The sequence below is a fragment of the Pseudobutyrivibrio sp. genome, from assembly GCF_017471675.1.
Classification (GTDB): domain Bacteria; phylum Bacillota; class Clostridia; order Lachnospirales; family Lachnospiraceae; genus Pseudobutyrivibrio.
Genome location: NZ_JAFUSK010000002.1, coordinates 28065 through 45461, shown reverse-complemented (window position 1 = coordinate 45461; position 17397 = coordinate 28065). Strand labels below are relative to the sequence as shown.

Sequence of the window (17397 nt, the reverse complement as noted above, 5' to 3'; positions counted from 1 at the left end):
TGCCCCATCTGTCAGTCAGGGACAATTAGCTTCCATAAGGTCCAGCTAAACTATAACAGCACCGTCAATATTTGTAAAAATGTTTTCTTCTGATTCAGTCTGATCCATAGCAGTTACAACTGTCTGGTTAGGTACATTGACTATGAATGCAAGTGTATCTAATAAAACCAGAGAATCAGTTATACCCTTAGCCTGTGCCTTTTGAACACCTTCCTCTAATCTAAGAGATTGCTCCTCAGATAGAACGATATTTCTGTCATCAAGCCTTTGGGTTGCATGCTTAGAGAATTTTAATTCAGAAGCACTTTCAAGCTTCTGCTTAAAAATATCTTCAAAGCTTGCGCCATTTAAGTTGCCAAGTGGTCTAGACTCAGCAGCTGGATTTAGATAAGTTCCAGCAACTTGCTCTATGGAGGTGAAATTAGGATTAATACTTATATTACTCATGTTACCCTCCTAAGCTTTAAATCTCTGTGGCTCCTTCCACTAAAACCTCTTCATCTTCTGTATTTACTTCTGGGGTATTATCAGTTGATATATTCATGTCAGCATTCTTTTCAGCCTCAGCAGTATTTTCAGATGAAGCATCCGATACTTTTTCAGGGGTTTCAGAAGTAGCCTCACTATTTTTATCGGCTTCTTCTACCGCTTTCATTAGCTTTTCAAATTGAGCTAATACTTCAAGATACTTTTTCTCAACATCCTCTTCCAAGAAATCATAAGATCTTGGATATTGACTTAATGCGTTGTAATATGCAGTTGCACCTGCAATCTTCTCTCCATCTTTTACTGTAACTTCCTCTACCTTAGGAAGCTTATTAACTTCATCGGTAAAGAGGCTTACAACGTATTTAGACATGTAATAATCTCCGTCAACAACAGATGTTATTTTTGACTTTTCATACATCTGTCCATCCACAGATACCATTAAGCCTTTTTCGTCATCCTTCTGCACAAAATCAACAATACCTGTAATTTCCTTACCATTAACCTTTAATGTCACATAGTTTCCAACTAAGCTGTTGCCCTCGATATTTTCCATACCAGATTGTACACTTTGAATGGCTTCAATCTGTGTAAATGAAGCAAGCTGAGCAACATACTGGCTGTTATCTGTAGGCTGTAGTGGATCCTGGTATTGCATTTCAGCTACTAACAGCTGTAAAAACATATCCTGATTATATTCAGTACTTTTTGCATCCTTAGTTTTAGATGTGGATGTTGTAGTATTACTTTTAGTAGCCTCTTGTGACTCTGCAGTCTTTTTATACTGACCATTAGTTACACCACCAATAAGGTCAAGCTTTACATCTGCCATTTAATTCCTCCTCCCTTACGCCTGATAATCTAAAGTATTGCCATTATCAATCATCATCTGAGCAATCAGTGCATCCTCCTCAGACATCAATCCTGAAAGCTCATCTAAGCTGTTCAAATTGATTCCCCTAGTCTGTTTTCTGGAACTTCCTTCCTGTTCATTTCTCTGCTGCTGATTTCTGGCATCTTCCTCAAGATTTCTTTCAAACTCATGGGTTCCTACTGACACTTCAATGGATGTTACCTTAGTAGAGTTCTGATTCATTTCAAGCTTAAGATTAGCCATTTGACTTTCGAGAGCTTGTTTTACAGCATCATTTTCTGTGAAAATTTTTGCTACTATATCATTACCCTTTTGCGTAACCTCCAGATAGATTTTACCTAACCCCTCTGGATTAAGAGTCATTTCCATTGTCGTTGATTCTGCATTAGTTAGAACCCTTGCCTGTTCAACCAGCTGATTAATGATTTCTTCACTTCTAACAGTCTGTCCAGTAGGAAGTGTAACAATCTGTTCTTCGCTTGAAAATTGAAGTTCAAATTTAGGCTCAGCATATACTATGCCTTCACCTTTAATCTCTGGCTTTGTCTCAGGCTTAATTTCCATCTTAAATGTTTTTGCATCAGAAGATTGCCCTTCATTAAAGCTTTCTTTCTTATTTTCCGTAGCATTTTGCTTTTCCAAAGAAGCTTCCACATCTGAATAATTATCATCTGTTGCAATTACATCTTTTGACTCCTTATTGACATTCTCTTTAACCACATCATTTGAAATTACCTGCACTTTATTTTCTTCATTCTTCAAAGGTTGTAATTCTTCTGTTGTCTCAACAGGTACTTCTTTATTTTCCTGGGTTAAATTTTCCTGCACTAAAGGAGCAATTTCTTTCTCACCTTTTGTTTCAAAGGAAGCAATTATTTCCTTGAAATCCTCTAAAGGTATCTTTGTTTCTTGTAGCAACTGGTCAGTAATTTCATTTACTGAATCAAGTATAGCCTTAAATTCATCACTCATAACTAAAGCAATAGAATCCTCTTCCCCTTTTAGAGTGGCCACTACATCTGCAAGCTTTTGCGGATTAAACAAATCCATTAATGTAAGTCCTAATTCTTCTATAGCTTTTTCAATATCTTCCTCAGATACATCAAGCTCATCTGCTATGACTTCCTTAATTTCTTCTACCGCTTCCATGACCTTATCTACAGTCTCCTGAGGTTCGTTTTCTTTTACAGGAGCAGAATCTTCAAGCTTATTATTTTTCGTTCCGCTAAGCTTTTTTGAGGCATCACTTGCAGTATTATCAGCAGGTGTAGCCTTTGATTCTAGAACTTTAGATAAGTCAGTTCCTTGCACATTTGATCCAGCAATGTTTTTTAATGTACTTTCAAATAAAGTGGAATTATTCGTCTTATCCACTTTACCTGCAGGCATTTCTACATTAATGCTTTTTACCTGAACCAGTAGATTTGAAACATTGCTACTTGTCATGCAATTCCTCCTTTCTAACATATTCTGTTTTCAAGTTGCTATATAAGATGTTATTAAGGCTCCATCATCTGTGTAATGATTGCTGCATTTTCAGTACTCATAGCTGAAATGATATCTGCTCTTGTGGCTGCATCCATACCTGCAAGTATTTGGCAAACCAGATCAAAATCATCTGTCATGGTATCAAAAATTGCAGCTGCATTTTTTGGCTTCATGCTGGTATAAACCTTTACATAGTCTTCGATTTCTGCGTCCTTTTGGAGCTGAGAAACCACCTGCTTGTAAATAGCTTCAGCATTATCAGGTTCAATGGATTCATAATAGCTCTTATATTCATTTATATCGGGTGCTTTATCCGAAAAAACAACCTCTTCATAAAATTTTTCTTTTTCCTGTTCAAAGGCTGCTTCATTAGCCTTATATTCAGCAAGCTCCGCTGATGCAGCCTCAAGCTCCTTAATATAATCACCGTTTTCAGTTCCAGCTTTTTTTAGCTCTTCTATCTCTACCTCTAATTCCTTAATTCTTTCCATGGCCTCTTCCACAGTTTTGTAAGGAATTTCTTCCTCTTCCTCAGCTGGAATATATTCTTCAATTCCTGGCAAAATACGATTTACATAAGGCACGTCCTTAAGCACAGGAAACAGCACTGTAGAGCCAAATCCGCCTACATCCATTTTTACTAAAAAGGCAAAAATAACAAGCCAGATAAGAATAATAAGAAGTACAACAAATCCCATGATAAGACCTCCTACTACACCTAGGCGTTCCTCATCACCAGGATATACCTCTCCATTTTTCTTTGCTTCTTTTCTGGCTTCCTTTTCAGCTTTTTTTGCTTCTTTTTTCGCTTCCTTTTCAGCTTTTTTTGCTGCCTTCTTGTCCTCTTTGCTTTCTTGTGTCTCTTGTGTCTCTGCTACATCTGCCATAACTTATCCTTCCTCTTTTTCTGAATTAAAATATGAATAGCTAACTAGTTCATCTGTAATCTTGCTTTCTTCATAGTCCATTTCCTCAATAAATTCCTCAAAGGCATGCTCTCGTAATTTCTCATGCATTTTTCTTTCCATCATTACATCGTTAAGCTTTTTTCTAGCATTTTCCATAGCCTTTTGAGCCTTTGACAGCTCTATCATCTGGTCTCTAAGAGCCACTTTCATAGAAGAAATTGCATTCTTACAGGTCTTTATTTCCTTGATATCAATATTTCCGATAGAAAGCTCCTTTAACTGTCTTTCATAACCCGCCTGACGAATCATAAGTTCTCTAAGCTTTTGCTGTTCTTCGTTAAACCTGGCGGTAGCCATACCAAAATTTGCTTTTTCCTGCTCTTCAATCTTCTGTTTTAACTCTAGGATGTTTTGCATCCTATAAACAAATTTTGCCATAAGCTAACCCCTTAATCATCGAAAATAGCTGTCATTTGTGAGATGATATCATCAAATTCAAACTTGTCATGTGTTTGCTGTAAAAGGAATTCATTTACAGCATCTATCTTTTTAATAGCATAATCTATCGATTTATTTGAGCCATTTTTATATGCACCAATATTAATAAGATCCTCTGCCTCCTGATAGGTTGCAAGTACATTCTTAAGCTTTCCAGCTATTGCCTTATGCTCTGGTGTTGCCACAGCAGACATTACTCTGGAAATTGATTGAAGCACATCTATAGCAGGATAATGATTCTTTTGAGCAAGCTTACGATTAAGCATTATATGTCCATCTAAGATGGAACGGGCTGTATCAGTAATAGGTTCATTAAAATCATCACCGTCTACAAGAACTGTATAAAGGCCTGTTATAGAGCCTTCAGATGCATTTCCTGCTCGTTCAAGAAGACGTGGCATTTCTGAATATACAGATGGAGGATATCCTCTTGTAACAGGAGGCTCCCCTGATGCCAAGCCAATTTCACGTTGTGCCATAGAAAAACGGGTAAGAGAATCCATCATCAAAAGAACATCTTTACCCTGGTCTCTAAAATATTCAGCAATGGCTGTAGCAGTAAGCGCAGCCTTTTTTCTAATAAGAGCCGGCTTATCAGATGTGGCACACACTACAACAGACCTAGCCATGCCCTCAGGTCCTAAATCGTTTTCTACGAACTCTCTAACCTCTCGTCCACGCTCGCCAATAAGTGCTATAACATTTATTTCAGCCTTAGTGTTTCTTGCAAACATACCCATAAGGGTAGATTTACCAACACCAGAGCCTGCAAATATACCAATTCTTTGTCCCTTTCCTACTGTAATCAGACCATCTACAGCCTTAACTCCCAGTGAAAGTGGCTCTTTAATAATTACGCGGGACATAGGATCAGGAGGGTCTGCTTCCGCAGGATACTCCACCAGATCTTCAAATTCAGTTAAGTCATCTACATCTGACGGAACACCTAGCCCATCCACAAGATGTCCTAACAGTTCGTTCCCCACTGCCACCCCAAGAGGATGTCCAGTGTTTTCTACCATGCAGCCAACACCAATGCCCTCCACATTCTCATAAGGCATCAAAAGCAGACGTTTATCCTTAAATCCGACAACCTCTGCTTTAATTCTTTCCTCAGACCCTTCTACTATAATTTCGCACAAATCACGTAGCTTAGCCTCAGGTCCAACTGATTCAATTGTAAGTCCAACTACCTTAACCACCTTGCCAAGAGATTTAAAATAATCCTTTTCAACAAGCTGCATTAAAGAATTCGCATCCAAATTATCTTCTCCTTAACTCAAGGCTCTAATCTCTCTAATAAGATTATCTAGCTCTGTATCAATACTGCAATCAAAAATACCCCCATCAGTTTCTATGATACATTGACTGTCATTTAATAGAGGGTCAGCTATTATATCAAGACCAACCTCTGCGCCTACTTTCCCCTGTATTTCGTCCTTTTTACTCTTTATAAAATCTGCATTTGCATCACTAACCTTGATTTGCATCTGGCCAGTGCGCTCTATCTTCATAATACAATGGTCTAAAAGATGATATATAACATCCTTTCTACCGCCTAGTTCTACAGAAAAAACATGTTCAAATACCGGGAGACACATTTCTACAATCTCCCTTTCCATTTGAAGCTGCTTTTCCATATAATCGTTTTGAATTTTATCAACTTCAGATTGCATGGAACGCTGTGCCTCCTGAAGCTCCATAGCGGCACGCTGGGTGCCTTCGTTATAACCTTCCTTTTCACCATCTTGACGGGCAAGATTTTTCATAGCATCAGCATTTAACTGAGCAGCTGAAAGAATCTCTTCTGCCTGGACATTGGCATCTGCTATTATCTGCTCAGCATTTTGTCTTGCTTCTTCTAATATAGCCTCAGTCTGCTCAGACATATCAATAGGTTCTTCCTCAGTCTGAGAAATAGTATCAACCAGGCCTAAGAACTCATCTACATCCATTCCATCAGGAACCTCTTCTCCAGATTCCCTCATAGCCTCCAGACGACGTTCCCTTTCCTCTTCTAAAAGTTTAGCCTTATATTCCTCTTCCTGCTTTAATATGATACGCCTTGCAAGCTCATTAGAATCAATAACAGCCGATTCTCGCTCCCCTTCTTCATCAACAGCATCTGGGGCAACGGTAAAGCCATAAATGACATTTTTACTAGACAACAAGTTCGTCTCCTCCACCTCTTGAAATTACAATTTCTGCGGAATCCTCCAGCTTTCTGATAATACCAACTATCTTCTGTTGAGCTTCCTCAACATCCTTCATACGTACTGGACCCATGAATTCCATGTCTTCCTTAATCATTGCTGCAAGACGAGAAGAAAGGTTCTTAAATATAGCAGCCTGAACCTCATCATTTGCTCCCTTAAGTGCCACGCCAAGGTCTGAGTTATCAACATCACGAAGTACACGCTGAATAGCTCTATCATCAAGAAGCAAGATATCCTCGAATACGAACATCTTCTTTCTGATTTCCTCTGCAAGCTCTGGCTCTTCGATTTCCAGAGATTCCATGATACGTTTTTCTGTACCACGGTCAACTGTATTAAGAATATTAACAACAGCATCTACGCCACCAGCGATTGTGTAATCCTGATTGATAAGAGAAGAAAGCTTTCTTTCAAGTACTCGCTCAACCTCCTTAATAACCTCAGGTGATGTTCTATCCATCATAGCAATACGCTTTGCAACATCCGCCTGCTTTTCAGGAGGAAGTGCGCCGATGATAAGTGATGCCTGCCCCGCCGACAGGTAAGACAAAATCATTGCGATAGTCTGTGGATGCTCGTCCTGTATAAAGTTAAGTACCTGTGAAGGTTCGGTCTTTCTGATAAATTCGAAAGGTCTAACCTGCAAGCTTGCTGTAAGCTTTGTAATAACATCCTGTGCCCTGTCGTCTCCAAGAGCCTTCTCCAAAAGCTCTTTGGCGTAGCCAATACCACCTTCTGCAATGTACTGCTGGGCAAGACACACCTGGTAAAACTCCTCAATAACTTCTTCCTTTAGCGCTGGAGAAATGCTTCTGGTATTTGCAATCTCAAGCGTAAGTTCCTCTATTTCCTCTTCCTTGAGATGTTTAAAAATCTGAGCCGATTTCTCCGGGCCAAGGGCAATTAAAAGTATAGCTGCCTTTTGTACGCCATTTAAATCCTCGTTCGCCATAACTTATTATCCCCAATCCTCATTTAGCCAATTTCTAAGAAGCTGCGCAACAGCCTCCGGTTTCTCGTCAACAAATTTTTCAATAAGGATACGTGCCTCAGATTTTTCAGTATAGCCAATATCCTCAAGCTCTTCTTCCTCCTCTTCCTGAGTGGAAGCAATCAAATCGTCAATGGTAAGCTCCTGCTCCACAGGCTCCTCTTCCTCTGTTCTAAGACTTCTAAATACAACAAAGCCAAGCATTGCAAAGATAAGGAACGCAAGAACGATTTGAAGTATATCTGTTATGGAAATTCCTGAACCTTCTGAATACTGGAACATAGGAATTTCATAAGCAACAACTTTAACACTTGTGGTTGGAAAACCTGTGGCTCTTGCAACCACTTCCACAATATCATCTGTAACCTCCTGCTGAACAGGATCAGAATTTGCTCTGACGAATTCATCAAAGGTCTGTCCCAGCTCTTCTAGTGTGCCATCGCTTTCCATCTTATCCTGATTGTAAATTGCAAAGGTCTTACATGTAACAGAAATAGAAGAATCATCTAATATACGCTTTCCCATCTCATCCTTATGGGTGGTGATTTTCTCATCAGGTAAATAATCCTTGTAGAACTCTTCTGTAGAGGTTTCTGTTTGATTATCATCCTCCATAACATAGGTGGTATCATCATCATTTGTATCAGTTCCTGGAACTCCACCTGCTCCATTTACTGAATTAGAGCTTGAGCCCGATTCACTATCAAGATAGCCTTCAGTACGACCTTCATCTACAGAATAATCATAATAAACATAACTGTTTTCATCGAAATTCATAGATAGATTTACACCTACAGAAATATCATCATATAGGTTTGTTCCATCTAAAACCTTATGTACTCTCTCGGCTATTTCATTACTAGCCTGCTGCCTAACATCCTGATTGCCAGCAGCACTTGATAATGATGTTGTTTCTTCGTCGCCAGGGAAAAGCATATTGCCTTCTGTATCCATAATGGCGATATTATCGGTATTGTCATTTCCTAAGGTACATGCCACATATCTGGCAATTCCTCTGGCAGTTTCAGGAGACATTTCAGACGATAACGTAAGAGTAATTGTAGCCCAAGATGGTTCTTTTTTAGCAATCAAAGTACCATCCTGTTCTGGAATATTTAAAAGAACCTCTGCTTTTTCTATCATGGATTGAAGTTCAAGTGTTTTTTCATATTTTTCTTCAAGAAGCTCTTTATATTTTTTCTGCTTGTCAGCTTCCGTGGTAGAAAAGCTTCCGTCAAAAACATCATCAATTGAATAGCCTGAACTTGGAATATCATTAGAACCAAGAACAACATTCATCTGTCCATAGTTCTTATCCATTACGTAGAATGTAAAGCCATCATCACTGGTTTGATATTTGACGCCTTCAGAATCCAGCAATTCTTTTACCTGTGCTGCCTGTGCGCCGTCTTCACACTTTATTAATTCAACGTAATTCGGTCTTGTGATAACAACAGCTAAAATAATGAAAGACACAAGAACAACAGCAGTAATTGACACAATCAACACCTGCTGTCGTTTTGTAAACTTCCTCCACCATTCAAGTATTCTGTTAATGATAGCTTGAATCTGTTCTGGCATATGATCTCCCCTTTTTGTGCATTAATTAGATTTGCATTTGCATGATCTGCTGATAAGCCTCTAGAACCCTATCGCGAACTGCTACTGTGTACTGTAATGCAATATTTGCTTTTTGCTCGGCAATCATCAAATCGTGTGTATTGTCAGTCTCGCCAAGTGCAAAAGCAACCTCCTCCTTATGAGCTGCCTGAATCTGCGAATTGGTATCATTCACCAAATTCATAACAGAATCCAACATGCTCTGAAAACCCTTATCCGCATCTACCTTAACTTCTGATGTGGATTTAACTGGTGTAGTCCCATATAATTCCTTAAGTGCTGCAATATCCATGTAACTCCTCCCCTAATCAAGAAATTGCCCTTACGAATTCCTCCTTAATTGTATTTACTGGCCAACCTGTATTCCTGATGAAGCCATGCTCTTAATTGCCTGGAAAGCTGTAACATTAGCCTCATAAGAACGGCTGGCATCAATAAGGTTAGTCATCTCAGTAACTGTGTTTACATTAGGATATCTAACGTATCCATTCTCATCAGCATCCGGATGAGATGGGTCGTAAGCCATAATAAAATCCGTTTCAGTATCCTCAGAAACCTTGGATACCTTAACACCATTTCCCATATATGCAGCCGTGCTGTCCTTTAAAATATGCTTAAACGAAGGCACCCCCGCCTTAAGCTGCTTTTCCTGAAAAGTAACAATCTTTCTTCTGTATGGACCACCATTTTCAGTACGAGTAGTGCTAACATTAGCAATATTTTCTGCTATAACATCCATACGAAAACGCTGTGCAGTCATTCCTGTAGCTGCAATATCAAAAGGCTGAAATAATCCCATAGTCTACCTCCTTAAAAACCTAACTACTTTGAAATAACTGACTTAAATCTGTTAAATTCGTTGGTAGTACTAGTCATTAGTGCCTGATACCTAAGGGTCTCTGATGCAAGCTCTACGTTTTCGGTATCCATATCAACATTGTTTCCATCTAATCTATATGAATAGTGTCCGTAATCTGTATATTCTATTCCTTCTACCTTGTGACCATCATCATCAAGCTTATTAACAGCTCTCTCTAACGAGGTCTCGTGAACATCTAGAAGTTCCTTTCTGAGAACACTTTCAAACTCTATATCCTGTCTCTTATATCCAGGAGTATCGTCGTTTGCCATGTTATTTAAGATGAGAGTCTGTCTTTGCCAACTCACATCAGCTGTATTATCAAGTGCATTGATAAATCCAAAAGCGTCTGAAGTAATCATTTTGCAATCCTCCTAGATTAATATAATTATAGAAATATTTACCAAAAAACACAAGGTATTTTTACATCATGTAGTATAAATTGCTTGTTGTATATACAACTAATTGTATTAAAGGCATTTTTTATTAAACACCTATATATATATTATGATAATTTTGTGTATAAGTTATGAAAAATAACATCAAAATTCCAAAGAATACAAAAAAGGACCTACTTCAAGTAAGTCCTTTTATTACACAAATCCATTTATTTATTTTTCTTAATCTCGTTAAGTTCATCAAATACAACATCATTTAAAACCTTAATGTATGTACCCTTCATACCAGAAGAACGAGATTCGATAACACCTGCCGACTCGAACTTGCGAAGAGCATTTACGATAACTGATCTTGTTATACCTACTCTATCGGCAATTTTTGATGCAACCAACACCCCTTCGTTACCATCTAATTCATCAAAGATGTGAATGATTGCCTCAAGCTCTGAATAAGAAAGTGTTGAAATAGCACTCTTAACCACCTGAAGCTTACGATTTTCCTCAGCAGACTCCTCATTAACTGAACGCATCATCTCAAGGCCAACTACTGTTGTACCATACTCTGTAAGAATGATATCGTCAATATCGTACTGCTTGTCAAATCTGTAAACAAATAATGTTCCAAGTCTCTCTCCTGCAATATCAATTGGAGCAATGATTGCTGAATACATATCAATATCAGATTTCTCAAAGCCAAGAGTCTTAAGATTTACATTCTCCTTTGTAGAAAGGATTGAAAGTAATCTTTCGTTTAAAAGAGGGTCGATAAATCCTCCAACCTCATCCACAATAAGCTCACCTATTTCTGTGGTGTTTGGAAGATGTGAAAGTCCAAGTACTTTACCCTTCTTCGAAATAACAAGCACAGAAGAATCCAAGATTTCTGTAAGAACAGAACAAATATCATTGAATACTACTTTTGAAGAGTTATTATTGTGAAGAAGCTTTCCAATCTTTCTTGTCTTGTCTAATAACTGTACACTCATTTAAACTAAATTCCTCCTAAATCTAAACATACTCAAATATTCATAATCATCTATCCCCTGTTTTGTGAAATTTGTGTATATTATAGCACCGATTGATACAAATTACAATTAATTTCAGAATATTATAACTATTTATTCTGATTTTCAACAAATCTGCATTCATCGTTGGCGCAAACTAGTTTATTGCCCTTTTCCACCATATAGGTTCCACACTTAGGACACTTTTCTGTAGTTGGTCTAGACCAGCTAATGAAATCACACTCTGGATGATTTGCACATCCAAAGAACTTTCTTCCCTTTTGTGACTTTCTGATAACAACATCACCGCCACATTTAGGACAAGGTACTCCAATCTTTTCCAAGAATGGTTTAGTATTACGGCACTCAGGGAAACCTGGACATGCCAAGAACTTACCATGAGGTCCAAATTTGATAACCATATTACGACCACACTCTTCGCAGATAACATCTGTTACCTCATCATGAATCTCAACCTTAGCAAGCTCTTCCTCTGCTACCTGAACAGCCTTTTCCAAATCAGGGTAGAAATTTCTGACAACAGACTTCCACTCTACCGTACCTTCCTCTACTCCGTCAAGAAGCATTTCTAAATTTGCTGTAAATTTATCATCTACAATAATAGGGAATGATGCCTCCATTATAGAGTTAACAACCTCTCCAAGCTCTGTCACAAATAGATTCTTTGCTTCCTTTGTGATGTAATGACGCTTGATAAGTGTTGTAATTGTTGGAGAATAAGTACTTGGTCTACCAATGCCAAGCTCCTCTAATGTCTTTACCAGTGATGCCTCAGTAAAATGAGGTGAAGGCTGTGTAAAGTGCTGCTTTTCCTCAAAGCTGTCAAAGGCAAGCTTTGTATCTTCTGTTAATTTTGAAAGAGGATGTGTCTTAGACTCTCCCTCATCATCGGCAGAAACATATATCATCATAAAGCCATCAAACTTGATAGATGAATCTGCAGCTGTAAATACATGATTCTTAGCCTGCACATTAAGTGAAACTGTATCATAAACAGCATTTGCCATCTGGCTTGCAACAAATCTCTTCCAAACAAGCTGATATAGTCTGAACTGATCTCTTGTTAAGCTATCCTTGATTTCCGATGGAATAAGCTCAATATTTGCTGGTCTAATTGCCTCATGGGCATCTTGAACCTTACCTGTATTTTTCTTAGAAGCAGCTGAAGCTGCAGATAAATAGTTATCACCGTAGTTTGCAGTAATAAATTCCTCTGCTGCTGCCCTTGCCTCATCAGATACTCTAGTTGAATCTGTACGAAGATAAGTAATAAGACCGATTGTACCATGACCTTTTACACTAACACCTTCGTAAAGCTGCTGTGCAACGCTCATAGTCTTTTGAATTGAAAAATTCAAAGCCTTTGAAGCTTCCTGTTGCATTGTAGATGTAGTAAATGGAAGTGGTGCCTTCTTTTCTCTGGTACCTTTTTTGATTGAAGCGATGTTAAAATCTGCATTCTTCAAATCTTCCATTATTTTATCAAGGCTTGCCTTGTCAGAGATATCCTTCTTACCTGTGGTATCTCCGTAATATTTAGCCACGATTGGCTTTTTTAAGCCTTCTGCATTAAGTAAAACATCAAGTGTGTAATACTCCTGAGGAATAAACTGTTCAATCTCTTTTTCTCTGTCGCAGATAATACGAAGTGCTACAGATTGAACACGTCCTGCAGATAACCCTCTTTTAACCTTCGCCCAAAGAAGTGGTGAAATCTTATAACCTACCATTCTATCAAGCATACGTCTAGCCTGCTGAGCATCAACAAGATCCATGTCAATTTCTCTAGGATTCTTGATTGCGTTTTTAACAGCTGTTTTTGTAATTTCGTTAAAGGTAATACGATATACCTTTTTATCTTGTAAATTAAGGGCGTGAGTAAGATGCCATGAAATAGCTTCTCCCTCACGGTCGGGATCAGTTGCGAGATATATCTTGTCTGCCTTCTTTACTTCCTTACGAAGTGCCGCAAGCAACTCTCCCTTGCCACGAATTGTAATATATTTAGGTTCAAAATCATTATCCGGGTCAAAGCCAAGCTGACTCTTTGGCATGTCTCTGACATGACCTTGAGAAGCCATAACCTCGTAATTACTACCTAAAAATTTCTTTATGGTATGCACCTTTGCTGGTGACTCCACAATAACTAGATTTTTTGCCATTTAAATTTGCTCCTATATCTTAAAATAGAAATCGTTTCTCACTATACAACATTATTTTTTTATTTTCAAGGAATAATTTTCCATATTGAAGAAACAATTTAATTAAAGAGTATAAAAACTAGCTACAAATCATATCATTTTTACGTAATTATTTTTGAAGACTTCAGACAGCGCACCTAGTCTTTCCAATGAAAGCACAGTTGATAAAAGCTTTAAATAATCCATGTTACTTTCCTCTAAGGCTGTAGCAAGGCTTTTAGGATATTCATCAAACATGCACAGCACCTTCTTTTGTTCAGCTGTTAGATTTAAAGATTCTTTTTTTCTATTAAGCTCACTTTTGGGCTGCCCGTAATAATTTAGCAGCTCGTTTACAAATGCATCAATATTATATATTACACCAGCACCCTGGGATATAAGCTTATTGGTACCAGTGCTAAGTGAATCTCCAACTCTACCAGGAGTTACATAAATATCCTTTCCATGCTCTAGTGCAAAGTCAGCAGTTATCAGTGAGCCTGATTTATCTCTTGCTTCAACAACTATCACTATATCAGATAAAGCTGAAACAATTCTGTTTCTTCTTGGGAAATTTAAAGCTAATGGGCTTGCTCCCATTTGATATTCAGAAATTACAGCTCCTTGGGATGCAACTATTTCTTCATATATATTTCTATTATCACTTGGATAAACAACATCACATCCACTTCCCAAAACCGCCACAGTGTTTCCACCACTATCAAGGCAACCTCGATGGGAATATGCATCTATCCCTCTTGCCATTCCACTGATTACAGTAAAGCCATTTAGCCCAAGCTTTTCTCCAAGCTCCAGTGCCATCTTCTTCCCATAGGCACTACATCTTCTTGCACCAACAATAGATACGGCTCTGTTAAAATCAGGAAGTTTGCCAATATAAAACAGACCATAGGGATAATCATAAATATTCCTTAGTTTTTCAGGATATTTATCATTTTCCACTGTGATAAATGAAAATGGAGAGTTATAAAATTCGTAATACTCCTTTTCTAAATCAAATTTTTTCCTGCCCTCTAAAAATTTATCTATTGTCTTTTTATCTAAAAGTTTAGTGGCCATAAGCTCTGCTTTAGAGGCATTATACAGATTATACGAATCATAAAAATATTCTATCAGCTTTGGCTTTTTGCCATAGGTGATATCTTCATTTTTCATAAACCAATACTGGTAGTGAATGTTCTCCATTAAATCCCCTCCTCCCAGTATCTCTTATCCAAGCCTCTATAGCAAAGAGCCTCCTGCAGATGCTCTAAACAAATATTCTCACTTAAATCCATATCGGCAATGGTACGTGCCACCCTTAATACCTTGTGATAGGTTCTTGCGGTAAGAGAATATTTTTCGTACATAGCTTCCATATATTGAATTTGCTCATCTGTAAGAATGCAAAACTTATCTATCAATCCACTAGGAATTTGACTGTTAAATTTAAAATCATAATCTGCATATCTCTTTTTTTGAATTTCATGACAGGCGATTACTCTTTTTCTAATATCGTAAGAGCTTTCATTTTTCTGCTTCATAGATATTTGAGCAAAATTAAGAGTTGGCGCCTCAACACAAATATCTATTCTATCTAAAAGAGGCTGTGATATTTTGGATAAATATCTTTGAATAGACAAGCGTGTACAATGACATCTATTCAAATCCGGATAGTATCCGCAAGAGCATGGATTCATTGCTGCAACAAGTACAAAATCTGCCGGAAATGTAAAGCTTCCTGCTGCCCTGGAAATATTCACCTGCTTATCTTCTAAAGGCTGCCTAAGTATTTCCAATGTGCTTTTATTAAATTCTGTTAGCTCATCCAAAAATAATACACCTCTATGAGCCAGTGAGATTTCCCCGGGATGGGGATTATGTCCGCCCCCAACAAGCCCCTGGGCTGATACTGTATGATGAGGACTCCTAAACGGTCTGGCTTGAATCAAGCCCTTTCTTTCATCAAACATACCACAAACTGAATATATCTTTGAAAGCTCCAGCTGCTCCTTATCATCCATCTTTGGCAAAATAGATGGAATACATTTTGCAATCATAGATTTACCAGCGCCAGGAGGGCCTACCATAAGCATGTTATGCATACCTGAAATTGCAACTTCACAGGCTCTTCGTAAAGCCTGTTGTCCATTAATCATGGCAAAATCATATTCCTCCTGGGATGGTTTTACATCAAATCCTGTCTCAAGCTCCTTCTCTTCAAAGATGCCTTCATTCATAAGCTCAATCACATCGCTTATATTTTCAACACCTATACTTTTAATGCCTGTAACCAGTCTTGCTTCTAAAAGATTTCCTTTTGGAACAATCAAAATCTCAAAATTATTCTTTTTAGCTTCTATGGCCATTGATAGCACACCGTTTATAGGCTGTATTTTGCCATCTAAGCCAATTTCTCCACAAAGGCATATAGATGGAAGCTTTTCGCATTCAATTATGCCTATTGCCGATAAAATGGCCACTGCGATAGGCAAATCAAAGCCTGCTCCTGTTTTTCTAATACTAGCTGGTGATAAATTAATGGTGATTCGCTTTATAGGAAGTGCATAACCTGCATTTTTTAGTGCAGCTCTCACTCGCTCCTTTGCTTCCTTCACCTCTGAGGATAGGTAGCCCACCATCTCAAAAATAGGCATACCTTCAGAAATATCTGCTTCTACAGATATCAGCTTTGAATCGATACCATAAATGGTAGCGGTATTTACAATACTATACAATTAAACTCCTTGGAATAGTATAAGATATATAAGAAAAGACAGGAGTTATATTAACATACTCCTGTCTTTTGTTCAAGTTGTTTTATAACTTAACGAATTCTTTCTGTAAGACCAAGCTTCTTATGAACCTTTCTAAGTGTCTTATTCGCAAAATAAGATGCCTTCTCAGCATTTTCTTTAATGCATTCGTTAATATATGTTTTATCACTTTCAAGCTCGGCGCATCTAGCGTGGAATGGATCAAGCATATCTGCAACAGCTTCACCTACAGCAACCTTAAAATCGCCATAGCCCTTACCTTCAAATTCCTTTGCAACCTCATCCATAGTCTTATTTGTAACAACACCATAGATTTCCATAAGATTAGATACACCTGGCTTATTCTCCACATCATATCTAACCTCTGCGTCAGAATCAGTTACTGCCTTTTTAAACTTGCGGATGATTGTATCTCTATCATCAATAAGGTAGATTGTAGCATTAGCATTTTCATCTGATTTAGACATTTTCTTTGTAGGCTCTGCAAGGGACATAATTCTTGCACCAGCCTTAGGGAAGTATCCCTCCGGAATTGTAAATACATCACCATAAATATTATTAAAGCGATCTGCCACATCTCTACAGATTTCAAGATGCTGCTTTTGGTCTGCTCCAATTGGTACTAAATCAGTCTGATACAAAAGAATATCAGCAGCCATTAATGCAGGATATGTAAATAAACCAGCATTAATATTATCTGCATGCTTAGCAGATTTATCCTTAAACTGAGTCATTCTGTTAAGCTCGCCCATATATGTAAAGCAATCTAAAACCCAGCCAAGCTCAGCATGAGCTGGTACATGTGACTGAAAATAGATACAGTTCTTCTTAGGATCTAAGCCTGCTGCCACATACTGAGTATAAATACGTCTTGCATTCTGCTTGAACTCTGTAGGGTTCTGTCTAACTGTAAGTGAATGTAAATCCATTACGCCAAAGAAGCAATCATACTCCTCATTAAGATTAACCCAGTTCTTAAGGGCTCCAATATAATTTCCAAGGGTAAGCTTTCCAGTAGCCTGCATACCCGAATATAATACTTTTCTTTCTTTTTCCATAATACTAGTCTCCAAATTC

General features: G+C 37.9%; 17 protein-coding genes. All 17 read right to left on the bottom strand.

From position 1 onward, the window contains the following. Positions 1 to 45: 45 nt before the first annotated feature. Positions 46 to 447: a TIGR02530 family flagellar biosynthesis protein gene (locus IJ535_RS00235; protein WP_294297127.1), complete on the bottom strand. Its 402-nt coding sequence runs from the start codon at positions 445 to 447 to the stop codon at positions 46 to 48. 16 nt (positions 448 to 463) lie between these two features. Further along, entirely contained in the window at positions 464 to 1318 is an 855-nt protein-coding gene (locus IJ535_RS00230) for a flagellar hook capping FlgD N-terminal domain-containing protein (RefSeq protein ID WP_294297122.1), read from the bottom strand. A 15-nt stretch (positions 1319 to 1333) separates the two neighbouring features. Continuing rightward, positions 1334 to 2806, bottom strand: coding sequence for a flagellar hook-length control protein FliK (locus tag IJ535_RS00225; protein WP_294297120.1), 1473 nt, complete (start codon positions 2804 to 2806; stop codon positions 1334 to 1336). Positions 2807 to 2859: 53 nt separating this feature from the next. After that, positions 2860 to 3735 carry a MotE family protein gene (locus IJ535_RS00220; RefSeq protein WP_294297118.1) on the bottom strand — a complete coding sequence of 292 codons (876 nt, stop codon included), beginning with the start codon at positions 3733 to 3735 and terminating at the stop codon, positions 2860 to 2862. A 3-nt stretch (positions 3736 to 3738) separates the two neighbouring features. After that, complete coding sequence (gene fliJ / locus IJ535_RS00215) at positions 3739 to 4194, bottom strand: flagellar export protein FliJ (RefSeq protein WP_294297115.1); 456 nt, start codon at positions 4192 to 4194, stop codon at positions 3739 to 3741. 11 nt (positions 4195 to 4205) lie between these two features. Next, entirely contained in the window at positions 4206 to 5498 is a 1293-nt protein-coding gene (gene fliI, locus IJ535_RS00210; protein WP_294297230.1) for a flagellar protein export ATPase FliI, read from the bottom strand. 30 nt (positions 5499 to 5528) lie between these two features. Further along, the gene (locus tag IJ535_RS00205) at positions 5529 to 6425 is read right to left on the bottom strand and encodes a FliH/SctL family protein (RefSeq protein WP_294297110.1); all 897 of its coding nucleotides are present in this window, start codon (positions 6423 to 6425) and stop codon (positions 5529 to 5531) included. Next, positions 6415 to 7422 (bottom strand): flagellar motor switch protein FliG, encoded by a 1008-nt coding sequence (gene fliG / locus IJ535_RS00200; RefSeq protein ID WP_294295543.1) that lies wholly within the window; start codon positions 7420 to 7422, stop codon positions 6415 to 6417. The genes IJ535_RS00205 and fliG overlap by 11 nt, the downstream gene beginning before the upstream one ends. A gap of 6 nt (positions 7423 to 7428) precedes the next feature. Next, positions 7429 to 9042: a flagellar M-ring protein FliF C-terminal domain-containing protein gene (locus IJ535_RS00195; RefSeq protein WP_294297108.1), complete on the bottom strand. Its 1614-nt coding sequence runs from the start codon at positions 9040 to 9042 to the stop codon at positions 7429 to 7431. Between the two features lie 25 nt (positions 9043 to 9067). Continuing rightward, the gene (gene fliE, locus IJ535_RS00190) at positions 9068 to 9373 is read right to left on the bottom strand and encodes a flagellar hook-basal body complex protein FliE (RefSeq protein WP_294297105.1); all 306 of its coding nucleotides are present in this window, start codon (positions 9371 to 9373) and stop codon (positions 9068 to 9070) included. A 54-nt stretch (positions 9374 to 9427) separates the two neighbouring features. Beyond that, positions 9428 to 9880 (bottom strand): flagellar basal body rod protein FlgC, encoded by a 453-nt coding sequence (gene flgC, locus IJ535_RS00185; RefSeq protein WP_294297102.1) that lies wholly within the window; start codon positions 9878 to 9880, stop codon positions 9428 to 9430. Between the two features lie 23 nt (positions 9881 to 9903). Beyond that, complete coding sequence (gene flgB / locus IJ535_RS00180) at positions 9904 to 10302, bottom strand: flagellar basal body rod protein FlgB (RefSeq protein ID WP_294295539.1); 399 nt, start codon at positions 10300 to 10302, stop codon at positions 9904 to 9906. Between the two features lie 245 nt (positions 10303 to 10547). Next, a complete protein-coding gene (codY, locus tag IJ535_RS00175) occupies positions 10548 to 11324 on the bottom strand; it encodes a GTP-sensing pleiotropic transcriptional regulator CodY (RefSeq protein ID WP_044934105.1) in 777 nt (258 codons plus the stop codon). A gap of 128 nt (positions 11325 to 11452) precedes the next feature. Beyond that, entirely contained in the window at positions 11453 to 13525 is a 2073-nt protein-coding gene (gene topA, locus IJ535_RS00170; protein ID WP_294297100.1) for a type I DNA topoisomerase, read from the bottom strand. A 129-nt stretch (positions 13526 to 13654) separates the two neighbouring features. Beyond that, positions 13655 to 14749 carry a DNA-processing protein DprA gene (gene dprA, locus IJ535_RS00165; protein ID WP_294297093.1) on the bottom strand — a complete coding sequence of 365 codons (1095 nt, stop codon included), beginning with the start codon at positions 14747 to 14749 and terminating at the stop codon, positions 13655 to 13657. Further along, a complete protein-coding gene (locus IJ535_RS00160) occupies positions 14749 to 16281 on the bottom strand; it encodes a YifB family Mg chelatase-like AAA ATPase (RefSeq protein ID WP_294297089.1) in 1533 nt (510 codons plus the stop codon). Before IJ535_RS00160 ends, dprA begins: the two co-directional genes overlap by 1 nt. Positions 16282 to 16370: 89 nt before the next feature. Continuing rightward, positions 16371 to 17378, bottom strand: coding sequence for a tryptophan--tRNA ligase (trpS, locus tag IJ535_RS00155; RefSeq protein ID WP_294297085.1), 1008 nt, complete (start codon positions 17376 to 17378; stop codon positions 16371 to 16373). Between the last annotated feature and the right edge of the window lie 19 nt (positions 17379 to 17397).